Below are 12,747 nucleotides of genomic sequence, written 5' to 3'. Positions count from 1 at the left end.
CTCTGCCGTTCCCGGAGCGCAGCCTCCACCGTGGCACAAGCGGCCTGTCGCACTCCTCGGTGCCGCTCTGATCTGAGGCGCTGCGGCTGCTGTCGGTCGTCGGCACGCAGCGCCTGGACGTACCCTCGGACGCGTGACGCCCGGCGGCCCGCACCGGGCCAATGCCCAACGGGAGGTACGGGATGAGTTTCCGGCTGGCGGCGTACGCCGTGTGCGTCGAGGACGGGCGGGTACTGCTCGCCCATCACGTCTCGCAGAACTGGACCCTTCCGGGCGGCAGGGTCGAGCACGGGGAGGACCCGTTCGACGCGGTGATCCGGGAGGTTGCCGAGGAGACCGGTTGCGACGCGGTGGTCGAGCGGCTGCTGGGTGTGGACTCCAGGGTGATCCCCGCCGCCGAACGCGCAGTCCCCGGCGGCCCCGAGCACCAGAACGTCGGCGTCTTCTACCGGGTCCGCATCACCGGCGGCCGGCTCCGTCCCGAACCGAACGGCGACACCGTCGAGTCGGTCTGGACCCCGATCCCCGACGTCACCGGCCTGCGCCGGTCGTCACTGGTCGACATCGGCCTCGCCCTGGCCCGGACCGTTCCGGCAACCGGCCACGTCGCCCCCGTCCCGGTCGGCGGCCTGATCCAGCACTGAGGCCACACCGCCCGGGTCCCGGGGCGCCGCTCACTCGGCCGTGAACTCGTATTGCAGCTCGTACAAATGCCCCGCCTTGACCATGACGGTCGCCTCGATGGGCCGCTCGTCGTCGCTATAGACGACGCGCAGCGTCCGAAGCACCGGAAGGTCACCGGGCAACCGCAGGGCCTGGTACTGCTCCTGCGTCGGGATCCGGGCGGAGACCCGGTCCACGCTGAGCCGTGGCGGGTAGCCCAGTTCGGCGAGGAGCGTCGGCGTGCCGCCGGGGATCTTCCGACGTGCCTCCATCGCCGTGCCCCGGGTGATCTCCAACGGGTAGTACGACGCGACGAGTTCGGCCGGTTCGCCGTCGATCGTGAGGAGTTGCCGCCGCAGCAGCGCGGTGCCGGACTCAGGGAGCCCGAGAACCTCGGCGACGTCCGCGGGCGGTCGGCCCTCCGTGACCTCAAGGAGTGTGCTGTGCGCTCGGGAGCCGTCTTTCGCGATCTCGGTCATCCAGCGATACGGCTCGCCCGGTCCTGCCGGGGCCATGTACGAGGCTGGGCGGATGGTCCGCTGCCTGTGTTCGCGGACCGTCACGGCGGCGCCCGCCCTGCCGATCACCAACTGTTCCTCTTTGAGCAGTTGCAGCGCCTTCTGCACGGTCGCGTTCGAGGCGTTGAAGCGTTCCTTGAGGTGCGCCGTGGACGGCAGAGCCGCACCGGGCGCGAGATCCCCGCCCATGATCTGGTCTCTGAGATCGGCGGCGATCCGTTCGTGCAGTGAACGACGGTCGGCGGCATCCGCTTCGGGTCTGGGCACGGTCATCCGATCCTGATCTCGTATCGCAGTTTCTGACGTCGTGGCGGCATCGCCATCACATCGACCTGAATGGGCCGGTCCGCCCCGTCGAGGGTGAGGCGGGTGAGTTGCAGCACGGGTTCACCGGCCGTCAGCCCCAGTTGCTCGCACTCGCGATCGGTCGCCGACCGCGCGGTCACGTCCTCGCGCACGCGAACACCTACATACCCCAGGTCCGCCAGCAGCCGGATCGCCCCGCCACGGATCTTGGCGGTCCCTGCGAGGCCGGTACCGGCCGCGATGTCCAGCGGGTAGTACGTGTCCGTCAACTCGCAGGGTTCGTCATCGAGGTACATGATCCTGCGCCGGGCGATGACGCACTGCCCGACTGGAGTCCCCAGCAGCTCCGCGACCGTTTCCGGCGGCTCCACCTCGCCCGCCCGGACGATCCGCTGGCTCCCCCGGCGGCCTTCCGCCGCGGCCTCCGCGGCCCACGCGTCGCCGCCGGCACCGGCAGACCCCGCGAGGTACGGCACCGAGGTGCCGACCCATTCACCGCCGCCCATACCGCCTCTCCCTTCGCCGCCCCTGCACCGGTCTGTCGCAACACACCGTAGGCGAGTCACGCTCACCTTCACAGACTAAGCCTTGCCGCTTTTCGCGAATAGCAGTACAGTCACCGTCACGTTACAGCCCGTGAGCAAGGCGGTGAATCACCGTGTACCTGTTGGAACAGCGACGTTTCCCCCGCAGACGCACGTCAGTTGGGGCCTCACGCGACTTCGTCACCCGTCCTCGTCGAGTGGGAGCTTCACTCTCTGATCGAAGACATAAAGCTGTGCGTCTCGGAGCTCGCCACCAACGCGTTGCTGCACGGCGTACCACCAGGGCGCGAGTTCTGCGTCGGCCTTCACCGGGGTGAGGAACTCGTGCGGCTGGAAGTCCGTGACAGCGGGCCCGGACAGCCGGTGGTCCGGCGTCCCGACCACGACGCGTGCTCGGGGCGCGGGTTACACCTCGTGAACGAGCTCGCCGACGACTTCGGAGTCGATGATCACGTCGTCGGCAAGACCGTGTGGCTCGTTTTCAAGACGCCCGTCGCCACCCTCACGCCGTGAAGAACCCGACCCCGCCGCACGCGCGACGGGGCCGGGGAGGGGACACGAGGCGTTCCGGGGTCACGACCCCAGAATCGTCGTCAGGAACTCCCCCGTCCACGCCAGCAGTTCGCGGCCGACGACCGGCTTGCCGCCGATCCTGCCGGTGGTGGGGCGTGGGACCAGGATCTGGTGGACGGCCGGTTTGATGACCGTCTTCGGGTAGAGGCGCTTCAGGCGGAGCTCCTGCGATTCGCGCAGCTCGACCGGGGCGAACCGGATGTTCGAGCCCTGGAGCACGATCTCGCCCACGCCGCAGGCACGGGCCAGCATGCGCAGGCCCGCGACCAGGAGCAGGTTCTCCACCGGCTCGGGGAGCTTGCCGTAGCGGTCGGTGAGCTCCTCGCGGACCGCCCTGATGTCGTCTTCCGTGTTGGCGGAGGCGATGGCGCGGTACGCCTGGAGGCGCAGCCGCTCGCCGGGGGCGTAGTCGTGGGGGACGTGTGCGTCGACCGGGAGCTCGATCTTGACCTCCAGGGGCGGCTCCTCCTCGACACCGCCTTCGAGGGAGGCCCGGTAGTCGGCCACCGCCTCACCGACCATGCGGACGTACAGGTCGAAGCCGACGCCCGCGATGTGGCCGGACTGTTCGCCGCCCAGGAGGTTTCCGGCGCCGCGGATTTCGAGGTCCTTCATCGCGACGTACATGCCCGCGCCCATCTCGGTGTGTTGGGCGATCGTGGCCAGGCGCTCGTGGGCCGTCTCGGTGAGCGGCTTCTCCGGGGGGTAGAGGAAGTACGCGTAACCGCGCTCGCGGCCACGGCCGACGCGGCCGCGCAGCTGGTGGAGCTGGGAGAGGCCGAAGTTGTCGCCGCGCTCCACGATCAGGGTGTTGGCGTTGGAGATGTCGATGCCGGACTCGACGATCGTGGTGGAGACCAGGACGTCGAACTTCTTCTCCCAGAAGTCCACCACCACCTGTTCCAGGGCCTGTTCGGACATCTGGCCGTGGGCGGTCGCGATCCTCGCCTCGGGGATGATCTCGCGTAGGCGGGCAGCAGCGCGGTCGATCGACTCGACGCGGTTGTGGATGTAGAACGCCTGGCCCTCGCGGAGCAGTTCACGGCGGATGGCCGCGCCGATCTGCTTCTCCTCGTACGGGCCGACGAAGGTGAGAACCGGGTGGCGCTCCTCGGGGGGCGTGGTGATCGTCGACATCTCGCGGATGCCCGTCACGGCCATTTCGAGCGTACGGGGGATGGGCGTCGCGGACATGGTGAGGACGTCCACGTTGGCGCGGAGCTTCTTCAGCTGCTCCTTGTGCTCGACGCCGAAGCGCTGTTCCTCGTCGACGATGACCAGGCCCAGGTCCTTGAACTTCGTCTCGGAGGAGAAGAGGCGGTGGGTGCCGATGACCAGGTCGACGGAGCCCTCGCGGAGCCCTTCCAGGGTTGCCTTGGACTCCGATTCGGACTGGAAGCGGCTCAGCGCCCTTACGCTGACCGGGAATTGGGAGTAGCGCTCGGTGAACGTGCCGTGGTGCTGCTGGACCAGGAGGGTCGTGGGGACGAGGACGGCTACCTGCTTGCCGTCCTGGACCGCCTTGAAGGCCGCCCGCACCGCGATCTCCGTCTTGCCGTAGCCGACGTCGCCGCAGATCAGCCGGTCCATCGGGACGGACTTCTCCATGTCCTCCTTGACCTCGGCGATGGTGGAGAGCTGGTCGGGCGTCTCCGCGTACGGGAAGGCGTCCTCCAGTTCGCGCTGCCAGGGGGTGTCGGGTCCGAAGGTGTGGCCGGGGGCCGCCATCCGGGCCGAGTAGAGCTTGATCAGGTCGGCGGCGATCTCCTTGACGGCCTTCTTCGCGCGCGCCTTGGTCTTCGTCCAGTCGGCGCCGCCGAGCCGGTGCAGGGTGGGCGCCTCGCCGCCGACGTACTTGGTGACCTGTTCCAGCTGGTCGGTGGGGATGTAGAGGCGGTCGCCGGGCTGGCCGCGCTTGGCGGGGGCGTACTCGACGAGGAGGTACTCGCGGGTGGCGCCCTGCACGGTGCGCTGCACCATTTCGATGTAGCGGCCCACACCGTGCTGTTCGTGGACGATGTAGTCGCCGGTCTCCAGCGTGAGCGGGTCGATCGTCTTGCGGCGGCGGGCCGGCATCCGGCCCAGGTCCTTGGTGGCGGTGCGCTGGCCGGTCAGGTCCGTCTCGGTGAGGACGGCGAGTTTGAGCGCCGGGTCGACGAAGCCTTGGTCGATCGCGCCGCAGGAGACGTGGACCAGCGACGGGGAGATCTCCGCCAGGTCGGGGTCCAGGCGGGCCGCGATGCCTTCGCCGCTCAGCACCTCGACGGTACGGGAGGCGAGCCCCTGGCCCTCGGTGACGTACACCGTGCGCCAGCCGTCGGCGAGCCAGCCCTTGGTGTCGGCGAGCGCACGGGCGGTGTCGCCGCGGTACGACTCCGGGGCGTGCATCGTGAGCTTGAGGGTGTCCTCGTCGAGCTCGTCGTCCGCGGCGAACGGGGAGACCGACCACCACATCATCTCCAGCTCGCGGGCCCGGTCGCGGACGTCCGCGATACCCCACAGGGAGGCAGCGCCGACATCGATCGGGGCCTCGCCACCGCCCGCGGTGGCCGCCCAGGACGCCTGGAGGAACTCCTGGCTGGTGGCGACCAGGTCGGCCGCCCTGGTGCGGACCCGCTCCGGATCGCAGACCAGCGCCATCGACCCCTCGGGCAGCACGTCGAGCAGCAGCTCCATGTCGTCGACGAGGACCGGGGCGAGGGACTCCATGCCCTCCACCGCGATGCCCTCGGCGATCTTGCCGAGCAGTTCGCCCAGCTCCGGGTGGAGCTCGGCAAGAGCGGCGGCACGCTCGCGCACCTCGTCGGTCAGCAGCAGTTCACGGCAGGGCGGCGCCCACAGCCCGTGCTCGGCGATCTCCAGCGACCGCTGGTCGGCGATCTTGAAGTAGCGGATCTCCTCGACGTCGTCGCCCCAGAACTCCACCCGAAGGGGGTGCTCCTCGGTAGGCGGGAAGACATCCAGGATGCCGCCGCGCACGGCGAACTCGCCGCGCTTCTCGACCAGTTCGACCCGGGAGTACGCGGCTGCCGCGAGCGCGTCGACCGTCTTGCCGAGGTCGGCGCTCTGGCCGATGCGCAACGCTACGGGTTCCAGGTCGCCGAGCCCCTTGACCTGCGGCTGGAGCACGGAGCGGACCGGGGCGACGACGACCTGGACCGGGCCGGTCTCCGGGTCGTCCTTGCTCGGGTGCGCCAGGCGCCGCAGCACGGCGAGGCGACGGCCCACGGTGTCGGAGCGGGGCGAGAGCCGCTCGTGCGGCAGGGTCTCCCAGGACGGGAACTCGGCGATCGTGTCCGGCGGCAGCAGGGTGCGCAGCGCGGCCGCCAGATCCTCGGCCTCCCGGCCGGTCGCGGTGACGGCGAGCACGGTCCGCCCCGTCTCGCGGGCCAGCGCGGCCACGGCGAAGGCGCGGGCGGCGGGCGGGCCGACGAGGTCGACGTGCATCCGGTGGCCGTCGGTGGCGGCCTTCACCGCTTCGGAGAGTGCCGGGTCACGTACGACGACATCCAGCAGACCGTGCAGGCTCATGAAGGGCTTCCGTCCGGGGAACGAGGGCGAGGTCTGACAGCCGGCTGCTGTCAGGGGCAACACGAAGGACCCGACACGTCTCACGGGCCGGGGGTTCCAGCGTACGACTCCGCTGTGACAGCCGCGCCCGCTATCCGGCTCCGCGCGTTGCATCCGGCCCGGTCCGTGCGCGCGGGCACGGACCGGGACGGCAGCCCTGCCCCGCACGGCCACGGTCCGCGCCCCGGGTCGTACGGGCACGAATCCGCGCCGCGCCCCGGGTCGTACGGGCACGAATCCGCGCCGCGCCCCGGGTCGTACAGACACGCATCCGGCCCCGGGGTGTTTGGAGGGACACCCCGGGGCCGGAAAAGTCATCCTAGTGCCGCGGTCGGCCTTGCCGGGCGGGGCGCTACGTCGGCCGTCGCCCTCGCTATTCCGTGGCGATCGCGTTAAGGACGTTCATCCTGCCCGCCCGGAACGCCGGGACCAGCGCCGCGAGCAGGCCGACGAAGGCCGAGCCGACGAAGACCGCGAGGATCGTCGGCCACGGGATCTCCAGGACGCCCATGCCCTCCAGTGCCAGCAGTTTCTGGGCCGCCGTGCCCCAGCCCATGCCGAGGCCGAGACCGAGCAGGGCGCCGAAGACCGCGATGACCACCGACTCCAGGCGAATCATCCGGCGCAGCTGGCGGCGGGAGAGGCCGATGGCGCGCATCAGGCCGATCTCCCGGGTCCGTTCGACCACCGACAGGGCCAGGGTGTTCACCACGCCGAGCACCGCGACGATGATCGCGAGTGCCAGCAGGCCGTAGACGATGTTCAGGAGCTGGCCGATCTGGTCCTGCAGCTGCTCCTTGTAGTCGGCCTGATTCCTCACCTCGTACTGCGGGTACGCGGCGAGGGCGTCCTTGAGGGCGGCGTACGCCTCCTTCTCCTTGCCGTCCACTGCCTTCGCGAACATGATCATGTTGTCCGGCAGAGTGTCGGCCGGGACGTACCGCGCGGCGGTCGTGATGTTGAGGTACATCGCGGTCCTGTCGATGTTCACGTCGTCCGAGGTGATCGCGGCGACCTTCAGCTTCGCCGTCTTCCCGCCCTTGAACGCGACGGTGAGCCGGTCACCAACCTCGATGTGGTGCTCGGTGGCATACGTCTCGCCGATCGACATGGCGTCGTCGCCGTAGGCGTCGGCCAGCTTGCCGGAGAGGGTCTCGCGGCGGACGTCGTCCTTGTACGTCGGGTCCGCGGCGACCAGGGCCACTTCCCGGGCGCTGCCGTCGGGGGCGGTGAGCTCGGCGCCGACGGTCTTGTACGAGGTGAGGTGCTCGATGTCCGGCACGCTCTCCAGGGCCTGCTCGGCCTGCGGGACGATCAGCTGGAAGCTGCCGCCGGACGACTGGACGATGAAGTCCGTGCCGACCGACTTGTCGAGTTCCTCGGTGGCCGAGGCGACCATGGAGGAGCCGACGACCGAGAGGCAGGCCACCAGGGCGAGGCCGATCATCAGGGCGGCGCCGGTCGCTCCGGTACGGCGCGGGTTGCGCAGGGCGTTGCGCTCCGCGAGCCGGCCGACGGGACCGAACATCCGCAGCATGACCGCGCTCAGCACCCGGACCACGAAGCCGGCCAGCAGCGGGCCGATCACGATGAAGCCGATCAGGGTGAGGACGACGCCCACCCCGAGGAAGAGCGAGCCCTCGCTCGACTCGTCGGCCCGCGTCGCGGCGAGGAGCGCGGCGCCGCCGGCGAGGGTGAGGACCAGGCCGATCGCGGCCCGGACCCGGCCCGCGCGGCCGTCCGCCGGGGTTCCGGCGTCGCGCAGGGCGGCCATCGGGGAGATCTTCCCGGCGCGTCGGGCCGGGATGTACGCGGCGACGACGGTGACGACGATGCCGAGCGCGAGGCCGACCAACGGGGTCGTCCAGGCGACCGTGAGGTCCTTGGTGGACAGGTCCATGCCCATGGCGCCCATGAGCTTCATCAGGCCGACGGCGAGGCCGACCCCGGCGCCGACGCCGAGGACGGAGCCGATGACGCCGAGGAACAGCGCCTCGATCAGCACGGACCGGTTGACCTGCTTGCGGCTGGAGCCGATGGCCCGCATCAGGCCGATCTCGCGGGTGCGCTGGGCGACCAGCATCGAGAAGGTGTTGACGATCAGGAAGATGCCGACGAGGAAGGCGATCCCGGCGAAGCCGAGCATCGCGTACTTCATGACGTCGAGGAAGGAACCCATCGAGTCCTTGTTGGCCTCCGCGGCCTCCTTCTGGGTCTGGAGCTTGTACGCGGAGGTGTCGCCGAGCGCCGTGGCGACGTTCCGCTTCAACTGCGTGTCGCTGACGCCGGATTCGGCGGTGACGGAGATGAGGCTGAAGACGTCCGACCTGCCGAGGAGCTTCGTCTGCGCGGTGGCGGTGTCGAAGTAGACGACCGCCGCACCGGGGTTGGTGACCTTGAAGGTGGCGATGCCGCTGATCTCCGCCCTGATGTCGCCGGTGGCGGAGATGGTGCGCAGCTCGTCACCGAGCTTCAGATGGTGCTTGTCGGCGGTGTCGGCGTCGACCATCACCTCGGTCGGCCCGCGCGGCGCGTGGCCGGAGGTGATCTCCATCGAACGGAGTTCGTTCTTGGTCCAGTTGCCCGCGATCGTCGGGGCGCCCGTCGTCGAGCCCATGTTCTTGTTGTGACTGTCGACGACGGTGACGGACATGCTGATGACCGCGCCCTCGGCGCCCTTCACACCGGCGGCCTCGGCGACCTGCCCGACGGCGGAGGCGGGGAGCGCGACGGGCTTGCCGTTCTCCGGGAGCCGGTCGTTGCCCTCGGGGCTGTCGGGGCTGACGGGGCTGACGGTGACATCGGCCGACGTCACGGCGAAGAGCTTGTCGAACGTGGTGTTCATGGTGTCGGTGAAGACGAGCGTGCCGCACACGAATGCCACCGACAGCAGGACCGCGACGGCGGAGAGCGCCATTCGTCCCTTGTGTGCGAAGAAGTTGCGCCTTGATGTCTTCCAGACGGTCATGACGTCCGCCCGCGCGAGTCGAAGTCCTTCATGCGGTCGAGGACCTGATCGGCCGTCGGGTCCAGCATCTCGTCGACGATGCGTCCGTCGGCGAGGTAGAGCACCCGGTCCGCGTAGGAGGCGGCGACCGGGTCGTGGGTGACCATGACGATGGTCTGGCCCAGTTCGTCGACCGACCTGCGCAGGAAGCTCAGCACCTCGGCACCGGCCCGCGAGTCCAGGTTCCCGGTGGGCTCGTCACCGAAGATGATCTCCGGCCGGGCGGCGAGCGCCCGGGCCACCGCGACGCGCTGCTGCTGGCCGCCGGAGAGCTCGGTGGGTCGGTGCTTCAGCCGCTCGGCGAGACCGACCGTCTCCACGACCTGCCGCAGCCAGGCCGCGTCGGGCTTACGGCCCGCAATGTCCATCGGCAGCGTGATGTTCTCCAGCGCGTTGAGCGTCGGGAGCAGGTTGAACGCCTGGAAGATGAAGCCGATCCGGTCGCGGCGGAGCTGGGTGAGCTTCTTGTCCTTGAGCCCGGTGATCTCGGTCTCGTCGAGGTGGATCTGACCCGAGGTCACGGTGTCCAGGCCGGCCAGGCAGTGCATCAAGGTCGACTTGCCGGAGCCGGAAGGGCCCATGATCGCCGTGAACTGCCCGCGGGCGATGTCCACATCGACATGGTCGAGCGCGATGACCCGGGTCTCCCCCACCCCGTACGCCTTGACGACCTGCCGCGCTCGCGCAGCTACGGCCGTACGCCCTCCAGTACCCCCGTGCCTGGGAATGGTTACAGCCGTTGTCACGGTCTTTCTCCTATGTCGGTCAGCCGACGGTCAGCTGTCGGTCGGCGTTCGAAATGTCGCGGTGTACGTGTGAAGTCTGGTGTTCCGAGGGGGTCCGGCGCACTGGTGCACAGCGCAGTCCTCCGGTGGGGTTTTCCCCACCCCGCCCCCGTGGTCAGCCGCATGTGCGAGGGGATCCCCCGCCTTTCGCGGTGTAGGAACAAGCTAAAGAACGGGCCCGGGCCGTCACGTCCTCCACCGGGAGGAACCACCCCCGGGCAAAACTGAGGAACGTCCCCTAGGGGCAATGCCGTTGATTCAGGTGTACTCCTAGGGGTCCCGGCCCCCGGATGGAGGCCCGCCTCAGGGGACTGGACCCACGGGTGCACGCACCGGGACCGGCGGGCGTCATCACGCCCCCCCCCAGCAGCGGCACCCTCCCGGTCCTCACCGAGGAAGCCGGGAGCGACGCCCCGGCCCCGTGGACGTCCGCATCACGCGAGCGGGGCGGGGCAAAGGGCACACGGCCCCGGCCCGCAGGTGCGCGAGCGCTGCCGGGGGCGGCCCCACAGAGCTTTCTCCGGACACGAACTCATGCAACTGAGCCATTACCGTGAGCAGTTCAGGCCAAGCTCTCCCCCACCTGCCATACCCGCTAGTAATGTTCGCGCTTTCGACAGCACACCCGCACTCCTGCCTTGCCGTCCGGCCCAGGACCCGAGCCTTGCAAGGAGCAGCACCCAGATGTCGTACGGAAACCCGACCCCGTCCCCGCACTCCCCCTGGCCCGGACGGCCGCCGAAGCCGTCCCTGCGGCATCAGCCCCCGCCTCCGCATCACCCCGATCATCTGCTGCCCTGGCCGAGTCCGGAGCCCTCACCGCCCCCGGAGCGGCCGGCCGCGCCCACCGCACCCGCGCCCGCCCCGAGTCGCCAGGGCGATCTGCGGCGGCTGCGCACCTCGTACCGGCTGCTGCGGCGAACCGCGATCCTGACCGCACTCGGCTACTTCGTGGCCTTCCTGCTGCTCTCCGGCTTCGCCAGGGACCTGATGGGCCGTCCCCTGTTCGGCGGCCTCAACTTCGGCCTGACGCTGGGACTCTGCCAGCTCCCCGTGACGGTGTTCGCCATCGTGCTGTACGAGCGGACCGCCCGGCGCACGGTCGACCCGCTGGCCGCCCGGCTCCGAAGAGCGGGAGCGGCCCAGTGAACGGATTCGACAATTCTGCGCAGTCGATGTCCCTGGTGGCCTTCCTCGCCGTGGCCACCGTGGCCCTGCTGCTCTGCGTGATGACCGGTCCGGACCGCGACGACCTCGACGAGTTCTACACCGGCCCCCGCACCCGCTCGCCCCTGCAGAGCGGCCTCGCCCTCGCGGGCGACTATCTCTCCGCCGCCACGGTCCTCAGCACCACCGGCATCATCGCCCTCACCGGCTACGACGGGACGATCCTCGCCCTGAGCATCACCCTCTCTCTCGTCCTGCTGATGTTCCTGTTCGCCGAACCACTGCGCAACGTGGGCGGGTTCACCATGGGCGACCTGCTCGTGCGCCGCGCCCCCGGCCGCGCGGTCCGCATCACCGCCTGCGCGGCCACCCTCGCCGCGCTCGTTCCGATGATGGTCGTCCAACTCGCCAGCAGCGGCGACCTGCTCGCCTTCATCCTGGGATTCGACAGCTCCGGATTCCGCACCGTCGGCATCATCGGGCTCGGCATCCTGATGATCGGTTACTCGGCGATCGGCGGGATGAAGGGCACCTCGCTGATCCAGATCGTGAAGACGGTGGTCCTCTTCGTCGCCGCGTTCACCATCTCCGTAATGATCATGAACCGCTTCGACTGGGACGTCGGCGCCCTGCTCTCGGCCGCCCGGCAGGGCAGCGGCGAGGGGGCCGCGTATCTGCGCCCGGGGATCCAGTTCGACGGCAGCGGACTCGACATGGTCAGCTCCGAACTGACCGTGGTGCTCGGCGCCGCCTGTCTGCCGCACGTCACCATGCGCATGGCGAGCGCCCGTTCCACCCAGTCCGTCCGCCGTTCGCTTTCCTGGGCGGTGTTCGTAGTCGCCGGGATCTGTCTGCTGCTCGTCGTGATCGGATTCGGTGCGGGGGCACTTGTCGGCCATGACCGCATCACCGCCGTCGGGGCGTCCGGGAACAGCTCGATCCTCCAGGTCAGCGGAGTGGTCGCCGGCGGTGGCCAGCTGGGCGCGCTGATCGTCACGACGATGACGACAGCGATCTTCCTGACGCTGCTCGCCTCGGTCGCCGGAATGATCCTGGCCTGCGCCAACTCCCTCGCGCACGATCTCTTCGCCCACGGCCTGCACGGGGTGCGCGACCCGGACAGGAAGCCGCTGGCGGGCCTGTCCGAAATGCGTACGGCACAGGCCGCGGCGGTCGTCGTCGGGCTGCTCGCCACCACACTCGCCGTCGTAACCAGGCACTGGAACGTGCAGGCGATGGCGACGCTCTCGTTCTGCGTCGGTGCGTCGGCGCTGGCCCCGGCGCTCGTCTACAGCATGTTCTGGCGGCGCTTCACCCGTACCGGACTGCTCTGCACCCTGATCGTGGGCACCGTCACGGTCATGGTGCTGATCACCGGCACCAATCTGGTCTCGGGCTCACCCTCTTCGGTCTTCCCCGAGTCCGACTTCAACTGGTACCCGTTCACCACGACCGGGCTCGTCTCCATCCCGGCCGGGTTCCTGGCGGGATGGCTGGGCACGGTGTTCGGACCGCGCGAGGAGGCCGAGGAGCTCCAACGGTACGAGACCGAGGAACCACGCATCCTGGCGGGCGCCCCACCGGCGATGCGCCCCTGAGAACGGGGGTGAGGG

General features: G+C 69.7%; 8 protein-coding genes and 1 pseudogene. 4 read left to right on the top strand and 5 right to left on the bottom strand.

Features of this window, described 5'->3' with window-relative positions:
- Nucleotides 1–182 precede the first annotated feature (182 nt).
- Nucleotides 183–644, top strand: coding sequence for an NUDIX hydrolase (locus ACZ3IC_RS01505; RefSeq protein WP_467411475.1), 462 nt, complete (start codon nt 183–185; stop codon nt 642–644).
- A 30-nt stretch (nt 645–674) separates the two neighbouring features.
- Here ACZ3IC_RS01505 and ACZ3IC_RS01500 read toward each other — a convergent pair whose 3' ends face one another.
- Together ACZ3IC_RS01500 and ACZ3IC_RS01495 are read right to left on the bottom strand one after the other, a co-directional pair.
- Nucleotides 675–1,454, bottom strand: a complete 780-nt coding sequence (locus ACZ3IC_RS01500) for a GntR family transcriptional regulator (protein ID WP_467411472.1) — start codon at nt 1,452–1,454, stop codon at nt 675–677.
- Nucleotides 1,451–1,993, bottom strand: coding sequence for a GntR family transcriptional regulator (locus ACZ3IC_RS01495; RefSeq protein WP_467411471.1), 543 nt, complete (start codon nt 1,991–1,993; stop codon nt 1,451–1,453). Before ACZ3IC_RS01495 ends, ACZ3IC_RS01500 begins: the two co-directional genes overlap by 4 nt.
- Before the next feature lie 152 nt (nt 1,994–2,145).
- Here ACZ3IC_RS01495 and ACZ3IC_RS01490 point away from each other — a divergent pair.
- Nucleotides 2,146–2,545, top strand: a pseudogene (locus tag ACZ3IC_RS01490) (ATP-binding protein).
- Between the two features lie 60 nt (nt 2,546–2,605).
- Here ACZ3IC_RS01490 and mfd read toward each other — a convergent pair.
- The 3 genes from mfd to ACZ3IC_RS01475 all read right to left on the bottom strand — a co-directional run bounded on the left by mfd (nt 2,606) and on the right by ACZ3IC_RS01475 (nt 9,928).
- Entirely contained in the window at nt 2,606–6,136 is a 3,531-nt protein-coding gene (gene mfd / locus ACZ3IC_RS01485; protein WP_467411468.1) for a transcription-repair coupling factor, read from the bottom strand.
- 412 nt (nt 6,137–6,548) lie between these two features.
- Nucleotides 6,549–9,143: an ABC transporter permease gene (locus ACZ3IC_RS01480; protein WP_467411467.1), complete on the bottom strand. Its 2,595-nt coding sequence runs from the start codon at nt 9,141–9,143 to the stop codon at nt 6,549–6,551.
- Nucleotides 9,140–9,928, bottom strand: a complete 789-nt coding sequence (locus tag ACZ3IC_RS01475) for an ABC transporter ATP-binding protein (RefSeq protein WP_467411465.1) — start codon at nt 9,926–9,928, stop codon at nt 9,140–9,142. The genes ACZ3IC_RS01480 and ACZ3IC_RS01475 overlap by 4 nt, the downstream gene beginning before the upstream one ends.
- A 723-nt stretch (nt 9,929–10,651) precedes the next feature.
- On the opposite strand from ACZ3IC_RS01475, the gene ACZ3IC_RS01470 reads away from it, so the two are divergent.
- Nucleotides 10,652–11,116 carry a DUF485 domain-containing protein gene (locus tag ACZ3IC_RS01470; RefSeq protein ID WP_467411462.1) on the top strand — a complete coding sequence of 155 codons (465 nt, stop codon included), beginning with the start codon at nt 10,652–10,654 and terminating at the stop codon, nt 11,114–11,116.
- Nucleotides 11,113–12,732, top strand: a complete 1,620-nt coding sequence (locus ACZ3IC_RS01465; protein WP_467411461.1) for a sodium/solute symporter — start codon at nt 11,113–11,115, stop codon at nt 12,730–12,732. Before ACZ3IC_RS01470 ends, ACZ3IC_RS01465 begins: the two co-directional genes overlap by 4 nt.
- Nucleotides 12,733–12,747 lie beyond the last annotated feature (15 nt).

Source organism: Streptomyces sp. NPDC002958, from assembly GCF_055563255.1.
Note: the sequence above shows the minus strand (reverse complement) of the source record. Positions and strands in the feature narration are given on the sequence as shown.

What these genes read in the sequence shown, in the direction of transcription:
- ACZ3IC_RS01505 (WP_467411475.1), top strand. Translation starts at nt 183, where the DNA reads ATGAGTTTCCGGCTGGCGGCGTACGCCGTGTGCGTCGAGGACGGGCGG.
- ACZ3IC_RS01500 (WP_467411472.1), bottom strand. Translation starts at nt 1,454, where the DNA reads ATGACCGTGCCCAGACCCGAAGCGGATGCCGCCGACCGTCGTTCACTG.
- ACZ3IC_RS01495 (WP_467411471.1), bottom strand. Translation starts at nt 1,993, where the DNA reads ATGGGCGGCGGTGAATGGGTCGGCACCTCGGTGCCGTACCTCGCGGGG.
- mfd (WP_467411468.1), bottom strand. Translation starts at nt 6,136, where the DNA reads ATGAGCCTGCACGGTCTGCTGGATGTCGTCGTACGTGACCCGGCACTC.
- ACZ3IC_RS01480 (WP_467411467.1), bottom strand. Translation starts at nt 9,143, where the DNA reads ATGACCGTCTGGAAGACATCAAGGCGCAACTTCTTCGCACACAAGGGA.
- ACZ3IC_RS01470 (WP_467411462.1), top strand. Translation starts at nt 10,652, where the DNA reads ATGTCGTACGGAAACCCGACCCCGTCCCCGCACTCCCCCTGGCCCGGA.